Raw genomic sequence first — 25,066 nt, 5'->3', positions numbered from 1 at the left:
GTCAGAGCTTCGACAGCTCGTCCACCAGATCGTCCAGTCCCAGGGAACCCTGCGACAGCGCCGCCATGTGCCAGGCCTTCAGGTCGAAGGAGTCGCCGTGCGCGGCACGCGCGTTGTCCCGGCCCAGGAGCCAGGCCCGCTCACCCAGCTTGTAGCCGATCGCCTGTCCCGGCATCGACAGGTAGCGGGTCAGCTCGCTCTCGACGAAGTCGGCCGGCCGGCCACTGTGCAGGCCGAAGAACTCCTGCGCCAGGTCGACCGTCCACTTCTCGCCCGGGTGGAACGGCGAGTCCGCCGGGATCTCCAGGCCCACGTGCATGCCGATGTCCACGATGACCCGCGCCGCACGCATCATCTGGCAGTCCAGGTATCCCAGGCGCTGCTCGGCGTCCTTGAGGTAGCCCAGCTCGTCCATCAGCCGCTCCGCGTACAGCGCCCAGCCCTCGGCATTGGCACTGACCATGCCGACGGTGGCCTGGTAGCGGGAGAGCTGGTCCGCCACATGCGTCCACTGGGCCAGCTGCAGGTGGTGGCCGGGCACACCCTCGTGGTACCAGGTGGACACCAGGTCGTACACGGGGAAGCGGGTCAGGCCCATCGTGGGCAGCCAGGTCCGGCCCGGGCGGGAGAAGTCCTCGGAGGGGGAGGTGTAGTATGGGGCCGCGGGGCCGCCCGGCGGGGCGATGCGGGACTCCACCTCGCGGACGCGCTCGGCCAGTTCGAAGTGCGTGCCGTCGAGGTTCTCGATGGCCTCGTCCATCAGGCCCTGCAGCCAGGCCTGGACCTCGTCCACGCCCTCGATGTGGGTGCCGTGCTCGTCCAGGTGCTTGAGCACCTCCCAGGGGCCGGCGCCCGGCAGGATCCTGGCCGCCTCGGACTTCATCTCGGCGAGCAGGCGGTGGTACTCCGACCAGCCGTAGGCGTACGCCTCTTCCAGGTCCAGGTCGGTGCCGTTGAAGAAACGCGCCCAGCGGGCGTAGCGCTCACGGCCCACGGTGTCGGGCTTGCCCTCGACGGCCGGGGCGTACACCGCGGCCATCCAGTCGCGCAGTGCGACGACGGCGGCGGTCGCGGCGGCGGCCGCGGCGTCCAGTTCGGTGCGCAGGGCGTCCGGACCGGCGGCGACGAAGCCCTCGAAGAAGGGCGCCTCGGATCCGTCCTGGCCGGCCCAGGTGGTGAGCTGGCCGATCATGGTGGTGGTGGCGCGGGGGCCACCGTACAGGCCGCGCTCCAGGCCGAGTCCGAGGCTCTCGCGGTAGCCGTCGAAGGCGGCGGGCACGGCGCGCAGGCGCTCCGCGATCGCCGTCCAGTCCTCGTCGGTGTCGGCCGGGGTCAGGGAGAAGATCTCACGGACGGAGTGCGCGGGGCTGTGGATGTTGCTGACCGCGCAGAGGTCCTCGTCGGCCTCGATCACGGCGAGCTCGGCCGTGAGGCGCTCGCGCAGCAGCCGGGCGCAGCGGCGTTCGGCGTCGCTGTCGGCGCCGGGCGCCGACTCTGCGGAGTCGAGGTGCGTGAGGGTCTCGCGGATCAGCTCGGCCAGGGCTGCACGGCCCGCCGGGGAGAAGTCCGGGAGCTTGCTCGAACTCGCGGCGACACCGAGGTAGGTGCCCGTGATCGGGTCGAGGGCGATGAGGCCGTCGACGTACGCGTCGGCCACCTGGCGGGGCAGCCGGGTTGCACTGCCGTTGTGGAGGGTCTCTGACATGCGGACATCTTCGTACGCGGGACGGGTTCCCGTCATCACCGAATGCCGCCGCACTGCTGACGCGGGCCGGGTCAGGGCCGGTAATACGTGCGAGGAATCTTCAACAACCTTGATTTACAAGCGAGTTCACTTCGGCCGGGCCTGAGTCACCGAGGGCCCGGCGCTCCTAGCTTGGCCGAATCCCGCCGGAGCCGGGGCCCGGTGAGGGCCCGGTCCGGACGGTTCGTCAACGGCGGTGCCGCGGGGCCGGCTGCTCGTGCGGGAACTCCTGCGGGAGCACGCGGGGAAGTTCGTAGGGCAGCCGGGAGCCGGCCGGGGCCGCGTCCAGCCTGGCCGTGATCACCAGGGTGCCCTCCTCGATCTGGTAGTCGAGGGGGAGGCCGAGGCCGCGCATGGCGGCGACCATGCCGGTGTTGGAGGCCTGGGTGACGGCGTACACGCTGTCGCAGCCGGCCTCGACGGCCATCGCGAGGAGCCGGCGCAGCAGCTCGGAACCGATGCCGCGGCGCTGCCAGTCGTCCTCGATGAGCAGGGCGACCTCGGTCTCGTCGCCGTCCCACAGCAGGTGGCCGAGGGCGACGAGCTTCCCGGAGGCGGTGGTCGCGGCGAGCGTGCGGCCGAAGCGCGGGCTCAGCAGGTGGCCGAGGTAGCGGTCGGCGTCGTGGACCGGGCCGTGGTAGCGCAGCGACAGGGTGCGCTCGGAGCAGCGGTCGTGCATGGCGAGGGCCGCGGCCTGGTCGGAGCCGTCGGCGCGGCGCACGGTGATCTCGTTGCCCTCGGGCAGGGTCAGTACGTCCTGACTGCGCGGGACGCGCGGGCCGAGCCGGGCGTCGAGCTCGACGAGGGCGCGGGCCCGGGCGAACTCGGTCGGAGTGAAGGGAAGGTAGGGCCGCTCCACGGTGATCGCACCGCCCGAGGGGTCGCGCAGCCGCATGACCGTGGCCTCCAGGACGCCCTCGACCGGCGCGTCCGCGCCGGCGTTGGGGCGGCCGGAGAGGGTGGTCGCCGGGATCGAGTGGATCGTGCAGCGGCCGAGCAGCTGGCGCAGGGCGAGCGGCAGCTCGGCGGCGTCCAGGGCGGTGCGGGTGGCGAGGCCGAGGACCCGCGTCGGGGTGTCCACCAGGTCGTGGGCGTCGGCGCGCTCGATCCAGGTGCTGTGGCCGCCGGCCCGGGAGATCGCGCGGGTGAGCTCGGCGGAGGGCAGTTCCTGCGGGGCGCGCAGCAGGAACTCGTCGACCGTGCCGCCCTCGGGGAGCGGGTGCGTCTGGAGGGTGAGGATGTCGGCGCCGTTGCGGGCGAGGGCGGTGCAGAGGACGGCGAGGGAGCCCGGCTCGTCCCGCACGGTCGTGCGCATCCGCCAGAGGGTGGTGCTGCTGACGGGAGCTGTCGTGGCCGCCGCGGTCGTGGCCGCCGTGGCGCCGGAGCCCTTCGGCGGGGACGGCTCCGGACCGGTCGGGGCTGTGCTCCCCGGCGGGGGCGCATGGCTGTGGCGGCGTGCCCACCAGGTGTGGAAGGCGGCCGTCACCAGGAGTGCGACGGCCGAGGCCACGAGCAGCACCGGGCCCCTCGGGCCGTGCACGACGAGATTGGCGATGGCGTCGGCGACCGCGACGGCGCAGAACATCGCGGCGAGTTCGACGACGTCGCGGCGCCAGTGGTGACGGTGGGCACGGTGGGCGGGGGTGGGGTTACGGTCAGTCATGCACACCACTGTGGCGCAGGGGTGTTGCGTGATCACGAACGATCTGTGACCGGCGGGTTAAGTGTCCATCTGGCCGATTTCACCCAGTTTTCGGGGCCATTTCCGGATCGCAGGTCGCGGTTCGTGTCACTGGCCGACGCGCCCGGGCTGGAGCGTCCGGGTGAAGAGCACGTCACCTCCCTGACGGCGCAGCCGGACGGTGAGTTCCCCGCTGTCGCCGTCGATGTCGACCTCGCCGTAGTAGGGAGGGTTCTCGGACGGTGACATGTTGGCGAAGGGGGCCGACTGCACGAAGGCCGTCTCCGGGCCGAAGGTGGCGTCGAGCCGCCCTGCAGGGAAGCCGCCGGCGCCGATCGGCCCGGACACGAACTCCCAGAACGGTGCGAAGTCGGTGAAGGCCGCGCGCTCGGGCGCGTAGTGGTTCGCGGCGGTGTAGTGGACGTCGGCCGTGACCCACAGGGTGCCCGTGATGCGCTGGTGCTTGATGTGCCGCAGGAGTTCGGCGATCTGCAGCTCGCGGCCCAGGGGTGCACCCGGGTCGCCCTGGGCGACGGCTTCGAAGTTCGCGGCCCCGTCCGGGACGACGATGCCCAGCGGCATGTCGGCGGCGATGACCTTCCAGGTGGCGCGGGAGCGGGACAGCTCGCGCTTGATCCAGGCCAGCTGCTCGGGGCCGAGGATGCCGATGGGGTCCTCGGCCTGGGTGCCGGGGGAGTTGGCGTTCCGGTAGGTGCGCATGTCGAGCACGAAGACGTCGAGCAGCGGACCGTAGCGCATCACCCGGTACATCCGGCCCTCGGCGCGCCCTCCGCGCAGGTCGGTGACGGGGAAGTACTCCCCGAAGGCCTGGCGGGCGCGGGCGGCGAGGGTGTCGGCCTCCTTGACCGTGTACCGGGGGTCGTCGATGAGCTGGCCGGGGTACCAGTTGTTGCGCACCTCGTGGTCGTCCCACTGGGCGAGGACGGGGACCTGGGCGTTGAAGCCGAGCAGGTTGCGGTCGAGCAGGTTGTAGCGGAAGTTCCCGCGGAACTCGGCGAGCGTCTCGGCGACCTTCGCCTTCTCCTCGGTGGTGACGTTGCGCCAGAGGCTGCCGTCGCGCAGCGGGGCGGTGGCGTTGATCGGCCCGTCGGCGTAGATCGTGTCCCCGCTGAAGAGGAAGAAGTCGGGGTTGCGCAGCCGCATCTCCTCGAAGACGCGGTAGCCGCCGATGTCGGGGTTGATGCCCCAGCCCTGGCCCGCCAGGTCGCCGGACCACAGGAAGCGCACGTCGTGGCGGCGGGAGACGGGGGTCGTGCGGAAGGTGCCGTGGACCGGCGCGGAGCTGCGGCGGGGGTCGTCCGGATCGGTCAGGACGACCCGGTAGTGGACCTGCCGGCCGGGCGGCAGGTCGCGCAGCACGGTGGTGCCGGTGAAATCGCTCGCCGGGCCGAGCAGTGGGCCGCGGTGGCGCCGTACGGCGTAGCGGAACGCCTCGCTCGGGGAGGTCTCGACGTACATCCGCGCCAGACGGTCGGAACGGGTCCACACGGTGGCCGAGTGGGCGGTGATCTCGCCGGACTGTACGCCCCAGAGCGCACCCGGCCGGCCGGAGCGGGCGAAGGCGGGGACGGCGAGCGCCGGGGAGGCGATCAGCGCGGAGGACAGGGCGAGGGAACCGCCGATGAGGGACCGTCGGGTGTGCGGGATCGATGCCATCGGTACGTCTCCTGGGGCCGGCGAGGACGGGTCGGACCAGCGTGCCGTCGCACACCGGCCCGGCCGCGTCGCCCACGCGAACCGCGGATGAACAGCCGTCAGCAGCTCGTTCGTCCCTCTGCCCGGGTGTGCGGCCGATTCGGCCGCGGCGCCGGACCGGACAGACCCGCCTGGCCGCCCGGCCGCCGGGCCCAGCCCGCTCGCCGCGCCCGGCCCGGCTGCCGCGCCCGGCCCGGCTGCCGCGCCCGGCCCGGCTGCCGCGCCCGGGGCCGATCAGGCGGCAGGTCCTTCAGGCGGCCAGGAGCCGCACACTGCGGGCCGTGTCCAGCACCACCCGGGACACGAGGGCCGGATCGTCGTTCATGGGGACGTGTCCGCAGCCGGGGAGCCTGACCAGGCGGGCGCCGGGGACGGTGTGCTTGGCGCGGACGCCCTGGCGGCGCAGCAGCAGCCGGTCGCGCGTGCCCCAGGCGATGGTGACCGGCAGGCCGGGCACGTCGTCGGTGAACCGTACGGAGCCGCCCGCGGCCAGCGTGTCCTCGAATCCGGTGGCGTCGCGCAGGGCGAGGGTCTCGGCGACGACCGCCTCGGCCGGGCGGCGGGAGGGGCGGGCGTAGATGGTGCCGGTGAGCGCGGCGCGGCCGGCGGCGGTGCGCGCGAGGCGTCGCACGGCGGGCAGGGGCAGTGCCTTGGCGCCGGCGCGCATCGCGAGGAGGGTGGCGAAGGCGTAGCGGCGCTCGGCCTCGGTCCAGAACCCGGCGGGGGAGAGGGCGGTGACGGAGCGGACGAGGTTGCTCCGGCCCATTTCGAGGGCGAGCAGACCGCCGAGCGAATTGCCGGCCACGTGCGGGCGCTCCACGCCGAGGGCCGCGCAGAGCGCCCCGAGGGCCGGAGCCACGGTTCCCAGGGAGTACGGAACGCCCTGGGGCAGGGGCTCCGAGGCGCCGAAGCCGGGCAGGTCGACGGCGATCACGTCGTGCTCGGCGGCCAGGATGTCGATCACCGGGTGCCAGGCCTGGAGGTGATGGCCTATGCCGTGCAGCAGGAGAAGCGGTTCGCCGGCACCTTTGCGCTCGTAGGCGACGGTGGTGGGGCTGGGGCCGAGCGGCGAATCGATCGTGAAGGAGACCGTGGCGGTCATGCTGCTCCTCGTCGGTAGGACGCGTGCGAGACAGGATGTCAGTAGTGCCTACCGCCATGATTACCGTCCGGTAGCCCTTGACTACAAGCCTTCCGGCCCCACGAGAACATCCTATGAACGGCTTGATACGTATGCCCGTTCTGCCCGGCAAAGGTATGAGCATTGGTCTTGACCAAGGGGGTGCGCCGTCCTATCGTCGCAGGGATAGTGCAGGAACCTTTAATAAACAAGGGCGCGGAACTGCCGCTGGAACACACGGCGAGTGCAGCGATGGCAGGAGGAGTCAGGGTGGGGACCACGCAGCTCGAAACGGCACCGGAGCCGAAGTACTGGCACCTCAAGACCGTCCTCAGCGAGGCGCTCGACCAGGACTTCGCCGTCGGTGAGGTGCTGCCCAACGAGCGTGAGCTCGCGGCCCGTTTCGGTGTCGCCCGCGCGACGCTCCGTCAGGCGCTGGAGCAGCTGGAGCTCGAAGGCCGGTTGCAGCGCCGCCGTGGCGTGGGTACGACCGTCGCCCCGCCGCGCGTCGGTGTCGCCGTGGGCAGCGCGCAGCACAGCTGGCCCGGCGAGGGCGTCGACGGCTGGGAGCCGGTCGACGCGGCCGAGACCCTGCCGACGGCCGCGGTGCTGAAACTCCTCGGCACCGGGGGCGCCTTCGCCGCCGACCAGCCGGTGCACACGGTGCGCCGGACCCGCGTCACCCACGGCCAGGCCGTCGCCGCCGAACTGCTCTACGTCCCCGCCGCGTCGGTACCCGGACTGCCCGCCATCGAGGCTCCGGCCGGACCGGCCCGCGCCCGCGCCGTCCTGCGTGAGCTGCAGCGGCTGGTGCTCGACGGCCAGGACCGCTCGGTGGAGCTCGGATCCGCCCGCGCCGACGACGCCAAGGAACTGGACCGCCTGCCCGGCGCCCCGGTGCTCCTGGTCACCACGCGTTACTTCACCGCAGCGGGCACGGCGGCGGTCTCCGTGGCCACCTACCGTGCGGACACCTGCCGTCTCACCTTCGGCGACTCGGGCAACGTCGAGATCACCCACGAGCCGCGCGTCGCCTCCTGACGCTGACGGGGGCCGGCTCCGGTTTCCCGGTCCTCCTGAGCGCGCTCACGCGGCTACGGTCCGGCCCCAGCCACGGCTGGGGCCGGACCGTAGCCGCGTTCGTACGGGACGGCACGCGGCCGGGGGCCGGTCAGCGGCGGGCCGTGACCGTCTTCTCCACCGCGAAGAGCTCCTCCTCGACATGGTCCAGCGCGAGCCGCAGCGCACCCGTCGCCACCGCGGCCTCGCCCAGCATGGACTGGGCCACCCTCGGCGGGCGCAGGCAGTAGCGCTCCAGCTCCTGGCGTAGGGGCTCCAGGACCCCGTCCAGGCCGGCCGCCCAGCCGCCGACGACCACCAGCTCCGGATCCATCGCCAGGACCAGCGCCGCCACGTCGTGCACCAGCCGCTGCAGGAAGCGCTCCACCGCGGCCACCGCCCGCTCGTCACCCCGCCTGGCCATCGCGAAGACCTCGGCGACGGCAGCCTCGTCGAGCGGGTGCAGCGGCTCGCCGGTGGTCGAAAGCAGCCGCTCGGGCGTGACCTCCCGCCCCAGCAGGTGCAGTGCGCCGATCTCGCCGGCCGCCCCGCCGAAGCCCCGGTGCAGCCTGCCGCCGATCAGCGAGCCGGCGCCCGGGCTGAGCCCGGCCATCACGAACACCATGTCGCCGGTGTCCCGGGCGGCGCCCTTCCAGTGCTCGGCGACCGCTGCCGCGTTGGCGTCGTTCTCCACCTGGACAGGGCAGCGGAACGAGCGCCGCAGCCGCTCCCCGAGCGGCAGCCCGGTCCAGCCGGGCAGCGCGGTGCCGAGGCGGACCGTGCCGTCCGCCTCCACGATCCCGGGGCTGCCGACGCCTACCGCCCGCAGCGAGTCCCGGGGCACCCCGGCGCGGCGCAGCAGATCCGCGACAGCCGCCCGCACCCGCTCCAGCCGCTCATCGGCGGAGGCCGACTCCGCGACGTCCTTGGTACCGGCCCCGATGACGCGGCCGTCCAGCCCGGACAGCAGCACCGCGATCCGGTGCGAGCCGATCTCGATGCCCAGCAGGTGCCCCGCCTCGGTCCGGAAGCGGAACCGCCTGGCCGGGCGGCCCTGCCGCCGCGCGCCCTCCTCCGCGTCCGCCTCGACGACGAGCCCGGCCGTGATCAGCCCCTCCACGACACCCTCGACGGTCGGCCGGGAGAGCCCCGTCAGCCGCGTGAGGTCGGTGAGGGTCGGCGAACCGGCCGTCCGCAGTGCGCGCAGCACCACGGCGGAATTGATGCGCCGGAGCAGAGAGGGGTCCCCGCCGGTCAGCTGCCCCAACGTGTGTCCTCCCAGGTAGCGAGCTTGTAGCCGGATCGTACTGCCCGCTCGGCGCGTCGGCGAGAAGCAGCCCCCCATCAGCCGGAAGCAGACCTTCCCTCATGCGGGAGAGACGAACCCCGACTCGTACGCCGTGATCACCGCTTGTGTCCGGTCCCGCGCCCCCAACTTCGCCAGGATCGCGCTGACGTGGGACTTGACCGTCTCCGTGCCGATGATCAGCTCGGCGGCGATCTCCACGTTGGTGAGCCCCCGCGCCATCAGCCGCAGCACCGCCTCCTCCCGCTCGGTCAGCGCGGCCCGCTCCAGCGCCGCCCGGGCCTGCCGGTTCCCGTACTCGGCGGCCAGCGCCCGCACCGCCGCCGGGAAGAGCAGCGTCTCGCCCTCCGCGACCAGCCGTACCGCGTGCACGATCTCCGAAGGCCTGGCCCGCTTCAGCAGGAACCCGTCGGCCCCCGCCCGCAGCGCCTGGTAGACGTACTCGTCGTTCTCGAACGTGGTCACCACGAGGATCTTCGGCGGCGAGTCCACCGTCCGGAGCACCGCACGCGTCGCCTCGATCCCGTCCAGGAGCGGCATCCGCACGTCCATCGCCACCACGTCCGGCCGCAACTGCCGCACCAGAGGGATCACGGAGGCCCCGTCGGCCGCCTCACCCACCACCTCGATGTCGGGCTGGGCGTCCAGGACGGCGCGCAGACCCGCACGCACCAGGGGTTCGTCGTCGACGAGCAGTACGGTAACCGGCATCCGGTCAGCGTATTCGCTCCAGAGGCAGTCGGGCGCGCACTCTCCAACCGCCCTCGTACAGCCCGGTTTCGGCCTGCCCGCCGAGCAGGGCGGCCCGCTCCCGGATCCCGCGCAGGCCGCTGCCGCCGCCGACCGTGACACTCGGCCGTTCCGGCAGCGGATTCGTCACCTCCAGGTCCAGCCGGCTCGTCGTCATCTCCACCCGAATGCGCACCGGCACCGGGCCGCAATGGCGCAGTACGTTGGTCAGCGCCTCCTGCAGGATCCGGTAACCCTCCCGCGTGACCGGATCCGGCAACGTCTCCAGTGGACCCGTCAGTTGCGCGTCCACCACGGAACCGGAGGCCCGGGCCGAGTCCAGGAGCCGGTCCGCCTCCGCCAGCGTCGGCCACTGCGACGGCGGCTGTCCCGGCTCCCGCAGCACCCCCAGCACCCGCTCCAGGTCCTCCAGCGCGGCCCGCCCCGTCTCCTCGATCGCGCACAGTGCCCGATCGGTGAAAGCGGGATCGCCCGCGGCACGCGCCGCCCCCGCCTGCACGACGGCCACGGTCAGCGCGTGCCCGATGGAGTCGTGCAGTTCCCGCGCGATGCGGGTGCGCTCCAGCAGCTGCTCCGTTCGGGCCTCGAGCGCGGTCAGCCGTTCGGCGGCGGAGGGGCTGAGCAGGCGGGTGGCGGCCGCGGTGATCAACTCGCCGAGCAGGGCCACGATGGCGATCAGCACGACCAGCGGCACGGGCACGAGCACTGCGGCGGCCCAACGTCCGGGCACGAACGGCAGGAAGTGGTCCGGCCCCAGAGGATGCCCGATCGCTATGGCGATGAGCTCCACGGCCATGGCCGACAGCCAGACCGTGGCGCCGAACGCACCCACCGCGACGACCATCCGCGTCTCCAGCCACAGCACGGTGCGCCAGCGGTCCCCCCAGTGGGCGGACGGTGCGAGGCTTATCGCGCTGTCGGAGGAGTCGCGGTCGGACGGGGTGAGCAGGAACTGCGCCTGCAGACCTTCCGCCAGGCGCACCCAGGGCACCAGCCCGAACGGCAGGACGAGCAGCAGCGGCACCCAGGGCCACCGGGGCATGATGAACATCCATACCGCCAGCAGCAACAGCGGCACGCAGAGGTGCAACCAGCGTGAGTAGGTCACTGGTTGGAACGGGGCGCGCAGCAGTCGGTTCATGACTCCATGGTGGCAGCGCCCTGGTCGCGGGCGTCTCCCCCACGTGGGGGAGACGCCACCCTCGCATGGGGGAGGGAAGGGGGTGGAGCCGGGGGCGAGCCTTGAGCCATGAACAGCATCGAGATCCGAGAACTCACCAAGCGATACGGCACCCACCGTGCGGTGGACGGCCTCACCTTCGATGTCCTGCCCGGTCGCGTGACCGGTTTCCTGGGCCCCAACGGCGCCGGGAAGTCCACCACGATGCGCCTGCTGCTGGGCCTGGACCGGCCCACGTCCGGCACGGCCACGATCGGCGGCCTGCACTACCGGGAGCTGACGGACCCGCTGCACCGGGTCGGGGCCCTCCTCGACGCCCAGGCAGCCCACGGCGGACGCACCGCCCACGACCACCTGCGCCTGCTCGCCGCGGCGGGCCGCCTCCCGATGCGCCGGGTCGCCGAGGTCCTGGAGCGGACCGGCATGGCCTCCGTCGCGAAGCGGCGGATCAAGTCCTTCTCGCTCGGGATGCGCCAACGCCTCGGTATCGCCGCCGCTCTCCTCGGCGACCCCGGAGTGCTCCTGCTCGACGAGCCCACCAACGGCCTCGACCCCGAGGGCATCATCTGGATCCGCGGGCTGATGCGCTCCCTCGCCGCCGAAGGACGAGCCGTCCTGGTCTCCAGCCATCTGATGTCGGAGACCTCGGCGCTGGCCGACCACCTGATCGTGCTCGGCAAGGGCAAGCTGCTGGCCGACACCTCCATGGAGGCGTTCATCGACGCGCGCAGCGCCCCGAGAGCGCGCCTGCGGACCTCCGACCCGGTCCGCTTGCGGGTCGCACTGGCCCGGGACGGTTTCGAGCTGGCCGCCGCGGACGGCGGGCGCTGGACCGTCGAGGGCATACGTGCCGAGCAGCTCGGCTGCCTGGCCGCCCGTGAGGGGGTTCCCCTGCTGGAACTGTCCGACGAGCGCGCCTCGCTGGAGCAGGCCTATCTCGACCTCACCGCCGATCACGCGCAGTTCAGCGCGGCCCACTGACCGTCCACCCGTTCCCTCACCCTCAGGAGGCTTCGCCATGAGCGCCGCACTGCCCGCAACCCCCGTACTGCACTCGGAATGGATCAAGATCAGATCTCTTCGGGGCAGCTTCTGGTCGCTGATATCAGTCCTCGTCCTCACCGCGGGCATCCAGGCGTTGGCGGCTGCGGCCCTGGAGCCGGCCGAGGAGGGCGGTCTGGGGGACGACCCGCTCCTCGGGGGCTTCTACGGACTGAACTTCGGCCAGATAGCGGCCATCGCATTCGGAGTCACCGCCTTCTCCACCGAGTTCCACAACGGAGCCCTGCGCACCAGCCTCACCGCGGTGCCCGACCGCACTCGGTTCTACTTCTCGAAGATCGCGATGCTGGGCGTGCTCATGCTCGCGGCAGGTCAGCTCACGGGACTGCTCACCTTCCTGGCCGGACAATCGTTCAGGGGGCACGACGCGCTGGAGCTGGGCGACCCCGGCACGGTGCGGGCCGTAGTCGGCTGCGGCCTCTACCTGACGCTGATGACGCTGTTCGCGGCCGGGCTGACCGCGGTGCTGCGCAGCGGGGTGGCCGTCCTGAGCATCCTCATACCCTTCGTCGTCATGGTGTCCTTCGTCGTGGGCGCGGCGGCCACCGGGGTGGGGCAGTTCATGCCGGACCGGGCAGGGCAGGCGATGATGCGCAGCCAGCAGTACGGCGACCTCGGTCCGTGGGCCGGGCTGGGAGTGCTGGCGCTGTGGGCGCTGGCCGCGGTGCTGGCCGGCTGGCTCGCCGTACGCCGCCGGGACGCGTGACGCCGGGCCAGTTGTCAGTGGCCCTCGGGATACTGACGGCATGACCACGGCAGAGCACCTCGACACGATCGACCGGCTCATGGCGGGGAAGTTCCCGCCCGAGCCGGTCCGGACCGGAGGAAACAGCAGCGGCCCGGGATTCCACCTGGTGCAGCTCGTTCGGACTCCGGGCTTCTGGGACGACGACGGTTCGGGCCGGATCGAGGCAGCCGACCAGATCGCTGCCGAGTACGGGGCGTTGGTCCAGGCCGCGACCGACCGGTGGGGGGAACCGCAGGTGTTCGGCCTGTCAACGCTGAGGGACCGAGGCTTCGCCGGGGAGGACATACCGCAGCCGTGGGACGAGCCGGCCGGCAGCACCGACCACGTGCACCTGTGGCGAGTAGGCACCCACTGGCTGGTGGTCTACGTGGCCCAGTGGGCCGAGGAGGACCCCTACCAGCTGATGGCAGGGGTCACGGTCACCGACCCGCCGTAGACCGTCTCCGCGGGTTCTGCCCGACCGGCGTGGTCGGGGCCCCGGAGGGGCGGCGCGCAGGACGCCGCGGTCCAGCCGTCGAGCGGATCCGGTGTCCGCCGGCCCCGGGAGCGGCCCGGTCAGGTGGCGGGGTGGCCGCCGGACCCGTCCTGGTCCTCGTCCGCCTCGGCGGCGGTGCGGAGGCGGGCGTACTCCTGGGCCATGGACTCGGCGGTCCAGTGGGCGTTCAGTCCGCTGGGATTGGGGAGGGCCCACACGCGGGTGGAGCCGATCGTCCGCTCCTGGGGCCCGATCTGAGCCTTCTTCTCGCCGAAGGCGGTGCGGTAGGCCGTGACACCGACGACCGCCAGCCACTGGGGGCGCAGCAGTTCCACCTTGGCCGTCAGGATGCGGCCCCCCTCACGGAACTCCTCGGCGCTCAGCTCGTCGGCGCGGGCCGTGGCCCGGGCCACGACGTTGGTGATGCCGAGGCGGTAGGTCAGGAGTTCTTCCTGCTCCGCGGGGGCGAGGCGGCGCGGGGTGAAGCCCGACAGGTGCAGGACGGGCCAGAAACGGTTGCCGGGACGGGCGAAGTGGTGGCCCGTCGCGGCGGAGAGGAGTCCGGGGTTGATCCCGCAGAACAGCACACGCAGACCGCCCGCGACCACGTCCGGGAGGACGCGGTCGCGGGCGGCGTTCAGCTCGTCGGGGGTCAGAGGATCGACCCCGGCGCGTATCCGGCGGCCTCCGGGTGCTGCTTGGCGATCGCCTCGATCCGGGAGACCACCACCGCGACCTGGTCGCCCGCGGCGCCGGTGAAGGACAGCTTGTCAGCCATCAGGGCGTCGAGCTGTGCCCGGTCCAGCGGCATCCGCTCGTCGGCGGCCAGCTTGTCCAGCAGCTCGTTGCGCTCGGCGCCCTGCTCGCGCATGGCGAGCGCGGAGGCCACCGCGTGCTCCTTGATGACCTCGTGGGCGGCCTCGCGGCCCACGCCGGCCCGCACCGCGCCCATCAGGACCTTGGTGGTCGCGAGGAAGGGCAGGTAGCGGTCGAGCTCGCGGGCGACGACCGCCGGGAAGGCGCCGAACTCGTCGAGGACCGTCAGGAAGGTCTCCAGCAGGCCGTCGAAGGCGAAGAAGGCGTCCGGCAGGGCCACGCGGCGGACCACGGAGCAGGACACGTCGCCCTCGTTCCACTGGTCGCCGGCCAGCTCACCGGTCATCGAGGCGTAGCCGCGCAGGATGACCATCAGGCCGTTCACGCGCTCGCAGGAGCGGGTGTTCATCTTGTGCGGCATCGCGGAGGAGCCGACCTGGCCGGGCTTGAAGCCCTCGGTCACCAGCTCGTGGCCGGCCATCAGGCGGATCGTCTTGGCGATCGACGACGGGGCCGCGGCCAGCTGCACCAGCGCGGTGACCACGTCGTAGTCGAGCGAGCGCGGGTAGACCTGGCCGACCGAGGTGAAGGCCTGGGCGAAGCCGAGGTGGGCGGCGATCCGCTGCTCCAGGTCGGCCAGCTTCGCGGCGTCGCCGCCCAGCAGGTCGAGCATGTCCTGAGCGGTGCCGACCGGGCCCTTGATCCCGCGCAGCGGGTAGCGGCCCAGCAGGTCCTCGAGGCGGTCGTAGGCCACCAGCAGCTCGTCGGCCGCGGTCGCGAAGCGCTTGCCGAGGGTGGTGGCCTGCGCGGCCACGTTGTGGGAGCGACCGGCCATGACCAGCTCGGCGTGTTCGCCGGCCAGCTTGCCGAGGCGGGCGAGGACGGCGACCGTGCGGTCCCGGGCGAGCTCCAGCGAGAGCCGGATCTGCAGCTGCTCGACGTTCTCGGTCAGGTCGCGGGAGGTCATGCCCTTGTGGACGTGCTCGTGACCGGCGAGGGCGTTGAACTCCTCGATGCGGGCCTTCACGTCGTGCCGGGTGACCTTCTCGCGCTCGGCGATCGAGGCGAGGTCGACGGTCTCCAGGACACGCTCGTAGTCGGCGAGGGCCTCGTCCGGGACCTCGATACCGAGGTCCTTCTGGGCGCGCAGCACGGCGAGCCACAGCCGCCGCTCCAGCGTCACCTTGTACTCGGGGGACCACAGGACGGCGAGCTCCGCGGAGGCGTAGCGGCCGGCCAGGACATTGGGGATGCGGGGCTTGGCAGTCACGTGGAGGGATTCTACTTGGGTCACGGCTGTGTGTTTACGCAGGTAGGGCCACCGCTTGGGATTGTGCCTTGCTACGAGAGCGGTGCGTCCCCGTACGGCAGCAGCTCGGGGCGCTTGGCCGGGCGGCCGTCCCCGGAGGAGCGTCCGGTCAGGCGGCGGCCGATCCAGGGGAGCAGGTGCTGCCGGGCGAAGCTCAGGTCCTGGGCCCGGCGTACGGCCCAGCCCGGGGGGGCGGTGGCCGGCAGTTCGGTGCGCCAGTCCAGTTCGGCGGGCAGGCCCAGGGCCTGCCAGACGGCCTCGGCCACCCGGCGGTGGCCCTCGGCGGTCAGGTGCAGCCGGTCGACGTCCCACATCCGGGGGTCCGCGAGCGCGGGCGCCCCGTACAGGTCCACCACCACGGCGCCGTGCCGGGCGGCGAGCTCCTCGATGACGGCGAAGAGCTCCTCCATGCGCGGCCGGAAGCGTTCCATCACCGGCCCGTTGCGCCCCGGGGAGCGCATCAGGACGAGGCGCTTGCAGGAGGGGGCGAGGAGCTCCACTGCCGACTCCAGGTGGCCGCGGACCAGGCCCATGTCCACCTTGGGGCGCAGGGCGTCGTTGAGCCCGCCCACCAGGGTCACCACGTCGGCGCCCATCGCCGCCGCCGCCGGGACCTGGTCCCCGGCGATCTGGCCGATCAGCTTGCCGCGGACCGCGAGGTTCGCGTAGCGGAAGCCGGGCTCCCGGGCGGCGAGGCGGGCGGCCAGCAGATCGGCCCAGCCGCGGTAGGAGCCGTCCGGAAGCAGGTCGGACATGCCCTCGGTGAAGGAGTCACCGATCGCGACAAAACTGGTGTAAGAGGCATTCATCTCCATGGCGGAGTGATGTTACCGCGCGGTACCCCGACCCCGCAGGGCCGGGGACCGCACGCCTCGGAGGATCACGCGGACGCGGGCCTGCCGAACAGCTCCCGCAGTACGTCCTCCATCGTCACCAGGCCCGTCATGGCGCCGTCCGCCCCGAGGACCGCCGCCAGGTGCGTACGGCTGCGCCGCATGGCGGTCAGCACGTCGTCCAGCGGGGTCTCCGCCCGTACCTGGGCGATCGGCCGCAGCGACGCCACCGGGAAGGGTTCGTCCCGTTCCTCGTCGTCCGCGTCCAGGGCGTCCTTCACGTGCAGGTAGCCCAGGATCTTGTGCTGCGCGTCGATCACCGGGAACCGGGAGTACCCGGACTCGGCCGACAGCAGCTCCAGCCCGGCCGGACTGATGCCCTCGCGGGCCGGCACCACCTGGTCCGCGGGCAGCACCACATCGGTCACGGGCCGCCGGCCCAGTTCCAGGGCGTCGTGCAGGCGCTCGCTCGCCCGGTCGTCGAGGAGTCCCGCGTCACTGGAGTCCTTGACCATCCGCGCCAGCTCGTCGTCCGAGAAGGTCGCCGCCACCTCGTCCTTCACCTCCACCCGCAGCAGCCGCAGCAGGGCGTTGGCGAAGGCGTTGATCGCGAAGATCACCGGCCGCAGCACCTGGGTGAGGGTCACCAGTGGCGGCCCCAGCAGCAGCGCGGTGCGCACGGGCTCGGACAGCGCCACGTTCTTCGGCAGCATCTCGCCGAAGAGCATGTGCAGGTACGTCGCCAGCGTCAGCGCCACCACGAAGGAGATCGCGTGGGTCAGCCCCGCCGGTACCCCGACCAGGTCGAACAGCGGGGTCAGCAGGTGCGCGATGGTCGGCTCGGCCACCACGCCCAGCACCAGGGTGCACAGCGTGATGCCCAGCTGGGCCGCCGCCATCAGCGCCGACACGTGCTCCAGGCCCCACAGGACGGCCCGGGCCCGCCGGTCGCCCTGCTCGGCGTACGGTTCGATCTGGCTGCGCCGGACCGAGATCAGCGCGAACTCCGCGCCGACGAAGAAGGCGTTGACGACCAGGGTCGCCAGGCCGATCAACAGCTGGATGACGGTCATCGGGCCTCCTCCGTTCCCGCGGTGGGCTCGGCCGGGGCGTGCAGCAGCACGCGCGCGGCCCGTCGCCCGCCGGCGTCCACCACGTCCAGCTGCCAGCCGTTCAGTTCCATGCGGTCGCCGACCTCCGGGATCCGGCCGAGCTCGGTCGCTATCAGGCCGGCCAGGGTCTCGTAGGGGCCGTCCGGCACGCGCAGCCCGATCCGCTGGAGCTGGTCGGTGCGCGCGGCACCGTCTGCGGAGTAGAGCAGGCGCCCGGAGTCGTCCGTACCGGCCGGGGCCAGGTCCGGGGTCTCGTGCGGGTCGTGCTCGTCGCGGACCTCGCCCACGACCTCCTCGACGATGTCCTCCAGCGTGGCCACACCGGCCGTGCCGCCGTACTCGTCGATGACCACGGCCATCGTCTGCTTGCCGGACAGCCGGTCGAGCAGCCGGTCCACGGTCAGCGACTCCGGTACGAGGAGCGGCTCGCGCAGCAGCTGCGAAACGGGACGCCGGCGCCGTTCCGCGGCCGGCAGGGCCAGGACGTCCTTGATGTGGACGATCCCGACGACCGTGTCGAGGCTGCCCCGGTACACCGGGAAGCGGGACAGGCCGGTGGCCAGCGTCGCGTTCGCCACGTCCTCGGCGGTGGTCTGCACGTCGAGGGCGGTCACCTGCACGCGCGGGGTCATCACGTTCTCCGCGGTCAGGTCGGCGAGGTTCAGGGTCCGGACGAAGAGCTCGGCCGTGTCCTTCTCCAGCGCGCCCGCCTTCGCGGAATGGCGTGCGAGGGCGACCAGCTCCTGCGGGGTGCGTGCGGAAGCCAGCTCCTCGGCCGGCTCCATGCCGAAACGGCGCACCAGATGGTTCGCGGTGGTGTTGAGGTGGCTGATCAGGGGCTTGAATGCCCGGCTGAAGACCCGCTGCGTGGTCGCCACGCGCTTGGCGATCGCCAGCGGGGAGGAGATCGCCCAGTTCTTGGGCACCAGCTCGCCGACGACCATCAGGACGACGGTCGAGACCGCCGTGCCGAGGATCAGGGCGGCGGAGGCGGCCGTGCCGGCCGACAGGCCCATGGCCTCGAAGGGGCCCTGCAGCAGGGCCGAGATCGAAGGCTTGGAGATCATGCCGATGACCAGGCCGGTCACGGTGATGCCGAGCTGGGCGCCGGAGAGCTGGAACGTCAGGGTACGGACGGCGGACAGGGCGCTGTCGGCCCCGCGCTCGCCGCGTTCGACGGCCCGTTCGAGTTCGCTGCGCTCGACGGTCGTGAGCGAGAACTCGGCCGCGACGAAGACTCCGCAGGCAAGGCAGAGCAGCAGTGCCACGACGAGCAGGAGCACCTCGGTCATCGGTCGATCACCTCCGTCCCATGGTCGGCCAGGAGGAGGGGTACCGCGCGATGTCGGGAACGCGTGTGTCGTGGACTGGGAGGCTCGCCCATGGGCGGACGCTCACACCTTTCACTCAGGAGGGACCTTTCACCACATGGTAAAGGACGGGCAAAGCGAACGGATCATTCTTTTGGCGCAGTGCGGCCGGATGATGGGATTCGGCCATGACTGATCTTCATATCGGCTCCGCGTCGGCCGCAGACCTGGGCGCGGTCCTGGCCTTCTGGAAGACCGCCGCGGAGGGAACGAGCATCAGCGACGACCTCGCCGGGGTCGAGCGGTTGCACGAGCGCGACCCCGAGGCGCTGCTGCTCGCCCGGCTCGACGGGGAACTCGTCGGCACGGTGATCGCCGGGTTCGACGGGTGGCGGTGTCACCTCTACCGGCTCGCCGTGCACCCCGGGTACCGGAGGCGGGGCATCGGGGGCGCGCTGCTGGCCGCCGCCGAGGAACGGTTCGTGGCGCTCGGCGGGCGGCGGGGGGACGCGATGGTGCTCGATCGCAACGAGCGGGCGCACCGGGTGTGGGGGGCGGTCGGGTACCGGCCGGAGGAGCAGTGGACGCGGTGGGTGAAGCCGTTCGGCTAGCCGCCGGCCCTGCGGGTGTGGGTGCGGGTGCGGTGCCGGGTGGTGCGGCTTACGGATCTGGGGCTCCGCCCCGGACCCCGCGCCTCAAACGCCGGCGGGGCTGGGGTTGGCCGGGCGGGGTTGGGATTGCCGGGCGGGTGCCGGGTGGTGCGGCTTACGGATCTGGGGCTCCGCCCCCAGACCCCGCGCCTCAAATGCCGGCGGGGCTGGGGTTGGCCGGGCGGGGCTCTGGTTGGCCGGGCGGGGCTCGGGGTGGCGGGGCTCGGCCCCGGGCCCCGGGCCCCGCGCCTCAGACGTCGGCGGGGCTGCGGGTGGTGAAAGGGGGTGGCGGCCAGGCGGTGAGGAAGGACTCCGCCGACCAGGTGCCCGACAGGGACGGGGCCAGCCAGGTCGGGGCCGCCGCGCGGAAACGATCCGGCGCGAGGCCCCCGGAGCCCTCCGGGACCGCGCCCAGCAGCGGCAGGCCCGAGGACCTCGTGAGGTCCGCCAGGTTGCAGCGCTCGGCGAGGTCCGGGCTCTGCGGCCAGCTGCCCACCACCACACCCAGCCCGGTGAGCTCCCGGACCCGCAGGGCCTCCGCCGCGAGGGTGGTGGAGCTGAGCGTGCCGAGACCCGGCTGGGCGACGAGCAGCGTCGGCGCGCCGAGCAGGCGGGCCGCGTCGGCCAGCGTGTTCCCCGCCTCGTCGAAGCGGACGAGCAGCCCGCCGGCCCCCTCCACCAGGACCAGGTCGTGGTCCAGCGAAAGCCGTTCCGCCGCGTCCGCGATCTGCGCCGGGGACAGCGTCGGCAATCCCGAGCGGCGGGCCGCCGTGTCCGGGGCCAAGGGCTCCGGGTAGCGGGCCAGTTCCACCGCCGTGACGGAGGGGCCGGCCAGCCGGACCGCCTCCGCGGCGTCCCCCGGCTCCTGCGGGCCGACACCCGTCTGCGCGGGCTTGAGCACCGCCACCGAACGGCCGGCGGCCACCGCGGCGGCCGCGATCGCCGACGTGACCACCGTCTTGCCGATCTCGGTACCCGTTCCGGACACCATCAGTACGGACATCTCAGCCTTCCTGCGCGGCCGCGCACACCGCACGGCAGATACGGGCCACGTCCTCGTCACCGGTGACGAACGGCGGCATGACGTAGATCAGGTCCCGGAACGGGCGCACCCACACGCCCTCCCGCACCGCCGCCCGGGTGGCCGCCACCACGTCGATCTCGTGGTCGAGCTGGACCACGCCGATGGCGCCCAGGACACGTACGTCCTTCACCCCGGGGATGTCCGACGCCGCCGCCAGGCCCTCGCGCAGCCCCGCCTCGATCCGCTTGACGTCCGTCGCCCAGTCCTGGCCGAGCAGCAGGTCGACGGAGGCCAGCGCCACGGCCGTGGCCAGCGGGTTGCCCATGAAGGTCGGCCCGTGCGCCAGCACCGGGACCTCGCCCTGGGAGATGCCGCTCGCCACCCGCTCCGTGCACAGGGTCGCCGCGAGCGTGAGGTAACCACCGGTCAGGGACTTGCCCAGGCACATCACATCCGGGGTGATCCCCGCATGGTCGGCCGCGAAGAGCGCACCCGTACGGCCGAAGCCCGTGGCGATCTCGTCCAGGATCAGGAGGACCCCGTACTCGTCGCACAGCTCGCGCAGCACCCGGAGGTAGCCGGGGTGGTGGAAGCGCATGCCGCCCGCGCCCTGCACCACCGGCTCCACGATGACCGCGGCCAGTTCGTCGGCGTGCGCGGAGACCGTGGCGCGCAGGTGGTCGGCGTACGCCGGATCCACCGGCGTGTCGAAACCGGCGGGCGGCGCGTCCGCGAAGACCTGCCGCGGCAGGTGACCCTGCCACAGCTCGTGCATCCCGCCGTCGGGGTCGCAGACCGCCATCGGCTGCCAGGTGTCCCCGTGGTAGCCGCCGCGCCAGGTCAGCAGCCGGGTCTTGCCCGTGTGCCCCAGCGAACGCCAGTACTGCAGGCACATCTTGACCGCGACCTCGACGGACACCGAGCCGGAGTCGGAGAGGAAGACGTGCTCCAGCCCCGCCGGGGTGATCTCGACGAGCTTCGCGGCCAGCCGGACGGCGGGCTCATGGGTGAGCCCGCCGAACATCACGTGCGACATCAGGCCGAGCTGCGCGGTGGCGGCCTCGTTGAGCACCGGGTGGTTGTAGCCGTGGATGGCCGACCACCAGGAGGACATGCCGTCGACCAGCTCCTCGTGACCCTGTCCCTGGGACGGGTCGGCGAGCCGCAGCCGCACACCCGAGGCGGAGGCGATGATCAGCGGCTCCTGCCGCCCGGGCATCGGGCCGTACGGGTGCCAGACGTGCTGCCGGTCCAGCGCGAGCAGTTCCGCGCCGGCCGACAGCGGCGCATCCTGGTCAGGCATTGGGCGCGACGTCCGTCCCCGCGCCGCGCCGGCGGACCGCCACCAGCTCGGGGCGGACCTCGCCGGCCTCGGCCTGGACCGGTGCGGGCGTCCGGGCCGCCGGCGCGTGGCCGGAGCAGCCGCCGCACGCCGAGCCGCAGCCCGCGGCCTCGTCGCCCTCGGCGGGCGCGCCCGAACCGCACAGCGAGGCGCCGCCGTTCGAACCGCAGCCCCCGCCGGTGGCGGCGGCCAGGGCGTCGGAGCGGTGCGCGGGAAGGGTCGACGTACCGGCGCCCTCCACCTCGAACCCGGCGTCCGCGATCATGTCGAGGTCGGCCTGACCGGCCTGGCCCTCACTGGTCAGGTAGTCACCGAGGAAGATCGAGTTCACGATGTGCAGGGCCAGCGGCTGCATCGAGCGCAGGTGCACCTCGCGGCCGCCGGCGAGGCGGACCTCGACGTCGGGGCAGACGAACCGCGCCATCGCCAGGATGCGCAGGCAGCGCTGCGGGGTGAGGTTCCATTCCTTGGCCAGGGGCGTGCCCTCGAACGGGATCAGGAAGTTGACGGGCACCGAGTCCGCGTCCAGCTCGCGCAGCGAGAAGACGACGTCGACCAGGTCCTCGTCGCTCTCACCCATGCCCGCGATCAGACCGGAGCACGCGGACAGGCCGGCGCCGTGCGCCTTCTGCACGGTGTCGACGCGGTCCGCGTAGGTGTGGGTCTTGGTGATCTGCCCGTACGTCGCCTCGGAGGTGTTGAGGTTGTGGTTGTAGGCGTCCGCGCCCGCGTCCCGCAGCCGCTCCGCCTGGCCGTCCGACAGCAGGCCGAGGCATGCGCAGACTTCGACGCCCTCGTTCTGCTCCTTGATCGCCGCGATCGTCTTGCCGACGCGGTCCACGTCCCGGTCCGTCGGCCCGCGGCCGCTCGCGACGAGGCAGACCCGCTTCGCGCCGCCCGCGACACCGGCGGCGGCGGCCTGGGAGGCCTCCTCGGGCTTCAGCCACGTGTACTTGAGGATTCCGGCCGTCGACCCCAGGCGCTGGGAACAGTAGGAGCAGTCCTCCGGGCACAGGCCCGACTTCAGGTTGACCAGGTAGTTCAGCTTGACCCGACGCCCGAACCACTGGCGGCGCACCTTGCCGGCCGCGGCCACCACGTCGAGCAGTTCGTCGTCAGAAGTCGCCAGTACGGCGAGTGCTTCTTCGCGGGTCGGCAGCTCTCGCCGCAGCCCCTTGTCCACCAGGGTGTTCAGCAGGTCCATGAACCCGATCCTGGACCACACCCCCGCTCCCGGCCAAGGAGAGATCGCACAACATGGCCGGATGGGTGTGTGTGTATCACCACACCTGGCGCGGCGGCCGCGCGAGCTAGGGTCGGGGAAGGTCTGTGGACTGCCGACAAAACACGAGGACGTGCCGATGCCCGAGCTCACTCCCGATCCGGTGGACGTCTTCGCGTGGATCGACGACGCGGAGCGCGCGCGGGAGGAGGCCGGCCTCGTCCGGACACTGCGCCCCCGGCCGCCGGTGTCGCCGCTGCTGGACCTCGCGAGCAATGACTACCTCGGCCTGTCCCGGCACCCCGGGACCGTCCGGGGAGCGCAGGAGGCGGCCGAGCGCTGGGGAGCCGGAGCCACCGGTTCGCGGCTGGTGACGGGTACGACCGAGCTGCACACCGAGCTGGAGCGGGAACTCGCCGCCTACTGCGGTTTCGAGGCGGCCCTCGTGCTGTCCTCCGGTTACGCGGCCAATCTCGCCGCCGTCACCGCGCTCAGCGGCCGGGGCACGCTGGTCGTGTCCGACGCCGGGAACCACGCCTCGATCGTCGACGGCTGCCGGCTCTCGCGCGCCGAGACCGCCGTGGTCCCGCACGCCGACCCGGACACCGCGCGCAAGACGCTCGCGGCGCACGAGGGCCGGGCGCTGCTGGTCAGCGACTCGGTGTTCTCCGTGGACGGGGACGCCGCCCCGCTGGCCGGGTACGCGGCGGCCTGCCGGGACGAGGGCGCCGCCCTCGTCGTCGACGACGCACACGGTCTGGGGGTGCTGGGCGAGGGCGGCCGCGGCGCGCTGCACGCCGCCGGGCTCGCGGGCGCACCGTACGTGGTCGCCACCCTGACCCTCTCCAAGTCCCTGGGCAGCCAGGGCGGAGCCGTGCTCGGCCCGGCCAGGGTGATCAGGCACCTGGTCAACACCGCACGCACCTTCATCTTCGACACCGGACTGGCCCCGGCCGCCGTCGGGGCGGCGCTGGCGAGCCTGCGCCTGCTCCAGCGCGAGCCGGAGCGGGCGGACCGGGCCCGCGAGGTGGCCGCCCAGCTGTACGGGCGACTCACCGCGGCCGGCCTGACCGCGGCCCGGCCGGACGCGGCCGTGGTGTCGGTACGGGCCCCGTCGGCGTCGGCGGCACTGCGCTGGGCCGCCGACTGCCGCGAGGCGGGTCTGTTCGTGGGGTGTTTCCGTCCGCCGTCGGTGCCGGACGGCATCTCCCGGCTGCGGCTGACCGCCCGGGCCGATCTCACGGGGGACGAGATCGATCGGGCGGTCGCCACGATCCTGGCGACCGCGCCCGCGGGAGCCGCGGACGGCCAGGGCCGGTAGGCCGTATCGGCCCGGGTCCTGGGCGCTCCCGGGTACAGGGCGTTCCCGGGTGGTCCCGGACGGGGCTACGCGTGCACGTCGGCCCGTACCGAGGCGAGGAAGCCGGTCCAGGCGGGCCCGGTGAAGAGCACGGCCGGGCCGTCCGTCCGCTTGGAGTCACGGACGGCCAGCAGACCGCCGTTCAGGGCGGCCGCTTCCACGCAGTTGTTCATTCCGGTGCTACGGCTGCTCCGCCGCCACCGCGCGCTGATCAGAAGTCCGCTGCTGGATAAGGGGGTTGCGGACACGGGGGTGCCTCCTTACGCGTCGTCAGCGAGTGAGCTGATGAGTTCCGACGAGTCCTGGGGCGGGAGGGCGTGCGCCTGGATGGTGCGGAACGCGGCGCCGTACGCCTCAAGGTCTTCCTTCCGCTCCAGATAGAGGCTACTCGTCAAATGGTCGAGTACCACCACATCCAGATCAGCGATGTCCGGAAATGAAAAAATAACGAAGGGTCCGGTCAGGCCGAGATGCCCTCCGACGCTGAACGGGAGTACTTGCAGGCGTACTTGGGGCAGCTTCGACACCTCCGCCAGGTGCCGCAACTGCTCGGCCATCACCCCGGGCCCGCCGATCTGCCGGCGCAGCACCGCCTCGTCCAGTACGGCGCTCAGCTCCAGCGGGGGATCGGCCCGCAGCACCGACTGCCGGGCCAGCCGTACCTCGACCAGCGCGTCCACCTTCGGCTCCGGCAGCCCGCCCAGCGCCGCCCGGGTCACGGCCCGCGCGTATCCCGGGGTCTGCAGCAGCCCGGGCACGACGGACAGTTCCACGGTGCGGGCCGACCTGGCACCCGCCTCCAGGCTGATGAAGTCCCGGTACTCCTGCGGCAGCAGACCCCGGTAGTCGTGCCACCACTGGCGGCCGCGCCCGGTGTCGCCCGCCGGACCGGGGCCGGCGGCCGAGGCCGACAGCGCCTCCAGCAACGCGCGCTGCTCGGGGCTGACGATCTCCCCGTAGGCGTCGAGGAGCAGCCGGATGTCCTCCGGTTTCACGCCGCTGCGGCCCGTCTCGATACGGCTGATCTTCGACTGGTGCCATCCCATGATCCGGGCCGCCTCACCACTGGTGAGTCCGGACCGGTCGCGCAGGGCACGCAGTTCCTCGCCGAGCTTGCGTCGGCGCACCGCGGGACCGTGCTGCACACCCGCCTCCTTCCACCGGCACAGCTCGCACCAGTCTGCCGTCCAAATACGCTCTTCCGTAGCAGAGTTCACCGCATCGAGCGACAGATATATGCATATCTT

The 25,066-nt window shown here is 72.6% G+C and carries 23 protein-coding genes; 6 read left to right on the top strand and 17 right to left on the bottom strand.

The annotated features are described in order from the left end of the window. Window position 1: 1 nt before the first annotated feature. The 4 genes from DEJ51_RS04350 to DEJ51_RS04335 all read right to left on the bottom strand — a co-directional run bounded on the left by DEJ51_RS04350 (window position 2) and on the right by DEJ51_RS04335 (window position 6,243). Window positions 2–1,705 carry a DUF885 domain-containing protein gene (locus tag DEJ51_RS04350; RefSeq protein WP_150256365.1) on the bottom strand — a complete coding sequence of 568 codons (1,704 nt, stop codon included), beginning with the start codon at window positions 1,703–1,705 and terminating at the stop codon, window positions 2–4. 226 nt (window positions 1,706–1,931) lie between these two features. Further along, window positions 1,932–3,407 (bottom strand): GNAT family N-acetyltransferase, encoded by a 1,476-nt coding sequence (locus tag DEJ51_RS04345; RefSeq protein WP_150256364.1) that lies wholly within the window; start codon window positions 3,405–3,407, stop codon window positions 1,932–1,934. 126 nt (window positions 3,408–3,533) lie between these two features. Next, complete coding sequence (locus tag DEJ51_RS04340; RefSeq protein ID WP_190620200.1) at window positions 3,534–5,102, bottom strand: alkaline phosphatase D family protein; 1,569 nt, start codon at window positions 5,100–5,102, stop codon at window positions 3,534–3,536. Between the two features lie 289 nt (window positions 5,103–5,391). Then, complete coding sequence (locus tag DEJ51_RS04335) at window positions 5,392–6,243, bottom strand: alpha/beta fold hydrolase (RefSeq protein ID WP_150256363.1); 852 nt, start codon at window positions 6,241–6,243, stop codon at window positions 5,392–5,394. A gap of 288 nt (window positions 6,244–6,531) precedes the next feature. Here DEJ51_RS04335 and DEJ51_RS04330 point away from each other — a divergent pair, with 288 nt between their 5' ends. After that, window positions 6,532–7,302 (top strand): GntR family transcriptional regulator, encoded by a 771-nt coding sequence (locus tag DEJ51_RS04330; RefSeq protein WP_150256362.1) that lies wholly within the window; start codon window positions 6,532–6,534, stop codon window positions 7,300–7,302. A gap of 130 nt (window positions 7,303–7,432) precedes the next feature. Here the strand turns inward: DEJ51_RS04330 and DEJ51_RS04325 are convergent, their stop codons facing one another. The 3 genes from DEJ51_RS04325 to DEJ51_RS04315 all read right to left on the bottom strand — a co-directional run bounded on the left by DEJ51_RS04325 (window position 7,433) and on the right by DEJ51_RS04315 (window position 10,517). Continuing rightward, window positions 7,433–8,587 carry an ROK family transcriptional regulator gene (locus DEJ51_RS04325; protein WP_150256361.1) on the bottom strand — a complete coding sequence of 385 codons (1,155 nt, stop codon included), beginning with the start codon at window positions 8,585–8,587 and terminating at the stop codon, window positions 7,433–7,435. Window positions 8,588–8,686: 99 nt separating this feature from the next. Then, the gene (locus DEJ51_RS04320; RefSeq protein WP_150256360.1) at window positions 8,687–9,337 is read right to left on the bottom strand and encodes a response regulator transcription factor; all 651 of its coding nucleotides are present in this window, start codon (window positions 9,335–9,337) and stop codon (window positions 8,687–8,689) included. Between the two features lie 4 nt (window positions 9,338–9,341). Then, window positions 9,342–10,517 (bottom strand): sensor histidine kinase, encoded by a 1,176-nt coding sequence (locus DEJ51_RS04315; RefSeq protein WP_150256359.1) that lies wholly within the window; start codon window positions 10,515–10,517, stop codon window positions 9,342–9,344. Between the two features lie 108 nt (window positions 10,518–10,625). Between DEJ51_RS04315 and DEJ51_RS04310 the strand changes: the two genes are divergently transcribed. From DEJ51_RS04310 to DEJ51_RS04300, 3 genes are read left to right on the top strand one after another with little or no spacing between them, the layout of a single operon-like run. Beyond that, complete coding sequence (locus tag DEJ51_RS04310) at window positions 10,626–11,537, top strand: ABC transporter ATP-binding protein (RefSeq protein ID WP_150256358.1); 912 nt, start codon at window positions 10,626–10,628, stop codon at window positions 11,535–11,537. Window positions 11,538–11,574: 37 nt separating this feature from the next. Continuing rightward, window positions 11,575–12,324 (top strand): ABC transporter permease, encoded by a 750-nt coding sequence (locus DEJ51_RS04305; protein ID WP_150256357.1) that lies wholly within the window; start codon window positions 11,575–11,577, stop codon window positions 12,322–12,324. Between the two features lie 40 nt (window positions 12,325–12,364). Beyond that, window positions 12,365–12,802 carry a hypothetical protein gene (locus DEJ51_RS04300; RefSeq protein WP_150256356.1) on the top strand — a complete coding sequence of 146 codons (438 nt, stop codon included), beginning with the start codon at window positions 12,365–12,367 and terminating at the stop codon, window positions 12,800–12,802. A 119-nt stretch (window positions 12,803–12,921) separates the two neighbouring features. Here the strand turns inward: DEJ51_RS04300 and mug are convergent, their stop codons facing one another. The 5 genes from mug to DEJ51_RS04275 all read right to left on the bottom strand — a co-directional run bounded on the left by mug (window position 12,922) and on the right by DEJ51_RS04275 (window position 18,203). After that, window positions 12,922–13,497 carry a G/U mismatch-specific DNA glycosylase gene (gene mug, locus DEJ51_RS04295; protein WP_150256355.1) on the bottom strand — a complete coding sequence of 192 codons (576 nt, stop codon included), beginning with the start codon at window positions 13,495–13,497 and terminating at the stop codon, window positions 12,922–12,924. After that, window positions 13,494–14,927, bottom strand: a complete 1,434-nt coding sequence (gene purB / locus DEJ51_RS04290) for an adenylosuccinate lyase (protein ID WP_030008636.1) — start codon at window positions 14,925–14,927, stop codon at window positions 13,494–13,496. The genes mug and purB overlap by 4 nt, the downstream gene beginning before the upstream one ends. A gap of 71 nt (window positions 14,928–14,998) precedes the next feature. After that, entirely contained in the window at window positions 14,999–15,781 is a 783-nt protein-coding gene (locus DEJ51_RS04285) for an SGNH/GDSL hydrolase family protein (protein ID WP_150256354.1), read from the bottom strand. 65 nt (window positions 15,782–15,846) lie between these two features. Further along, the gene (locus DEJ51_RS04280) at window positions 15,847–16,872 is read right to left on the bottom strand and encodes a hemolysin family protein (protein WP_150256353.1); all 1,026 of its coding nucleotides are present in this window, start codon (window positions 16,870–16,872) and stop codon (window positions 15,847–15,849) included. Further along, complete coding sequence (locus DEJ51_RS04275) at window positions 16,869–18,203, bottom strand: hemolysin family protein (RefSeq protein WP_150256352.1); 1,335 nt, start codon at window positions 18,201–18,203, stop codon at window positions 16,869–16,871. The genes DEJ51_RS04280 and DEJ51_RS04275 overlap by 4 nt, the downstream gene beginning before the upstream one ends. A 206-nt stretch (window positions 18,204–18,409) precedes the next feature. Between DEJ51_RS04275 and DEJ51_RS04270 the strand changes: the two genes are divergently transcribed. Then, the gene (locus tag DEJ51_RS04270; RefSeq protein WP_150256351.1) at window positions 18,410–18,832 is read left to right on the top strand and encodes a GNAT family N-acetyltransferase; all 423 of its coding nucleotides are present in this window, start codon (window positions 18,410–18,412) and stop codon (window positions 18,830–18,832) included. A gap of 289 nt (window positions 18,833–19,121) precedes the next feature. Here DEJ51_RS04270 and bioD read toward each other — a convergent pair whose 3' ends face one another. The 3 genes from bioD to bioB are packed head-to-tail and all read right to left on the bottom strand — an operon-like array spanning window position 19,122 to window position 22,441. Then, entirely contained in the window at window positions 19,122–19,874 is a 753-nt protein-coding gene (gene bioD / locus DEJ51_RS04265) for a dethiobiotin synthase (protein ID WP_150256350.1), read from the bottom strand. 1 nt (window position 19,875) lies between these two features. After that, window positions 19,876–21,198 (bottom strand): adenosylmethionine--8-amino-7-oxononanoate transaminase, encoded by a 1,323-nt coding sequence (locus DEJ51_RS04260; RefSeq protein WP_150256349.1) that lies wholly within the window; start codon window positions 21,196–21,198, stop codon window positions 19,876–19,878. After that, window positions 21,191–22,441 carry a biotin synthase BioB gene (bioB, locus tag DEJ51_RS04255; protein ID WP_150256348.1) on the bottom strand — a complete coding sequence of 417 codons (1,251 nt, stop codon included), beginning with the start codon at window positions 22,439–22,441 and terminating at the stop codon, window positions 21,191–21,193. The genes DEJ51_RS04260 and bioB overlap by 8 nt, the downstream gene beginning before the upstream one ends. Before the next feature lie 157 nt (window positions 22,442–22,598). Between bioB and DEJ51_RS04250 the strand changes: the two genes are divergently transcribed. Further along, on the top strand, window positions 22,599–23,780 hold the full coding sequence (locus tag DEJ51_RS04250; protein WP_150256347.1) for an 8-amino-7-oxononanoate synthase: 1,182 nt from the start codon (window positions 22,599–22,601) through the stop codon (window positions 23,778–23,780). A 65-nt stretch (window positions 23,781–23,845) separates the two neighbouring features. Here the strand turns inward: DEJ51_RS04250 and DEJ51_RS04245 are convergent, their stop codons facing one another. Both DEJ51_RS04245 and DEJ51_RS04240 read right to left on the bottom strand, forming a co-directional pair. Then, entirely contained in the window at window positions 23,846–24,067 is a 222-nt protein-coding gene (locus tag DEJ51_RS04245; RefSeq protein WP_150256346.1) for a DUF397 domain-containing protein, read from the bottom strand. Window positions 24,068–24,079: 12 nt separating this feature from the next. Continuing rightward, the gene (locus tag DEJ51_RS04240; protein WP_150256345.1) at window positions 24,080–24,964 is read right to left on the bottom strand and encodes a helix-turn-helix domain-containing protein; all 885 of its coding nucleotides are present in this window, start codon (window positions 24,962–24,964) and stop codon (window positions 24,080–24,082) included. Between the last annotated feature and the right edge of the window lie 102 nt (window positions 24,965–25,066).

It is taken from the genome of Streptomyces venezuelae (genome assembly GCF_008642275.1).
GTDB lineage: Bacteria > Actinomycetota > Actinomycetes > Streptomycetales > Streptomycetaceae > Streptomyces > Streptomyces venezuelae_E.
The sequence above is the reverse complement of the archived record's forward strand: the minus strand, read 5'-3'. Positions and strand labels throughout refer to the sequence as shown.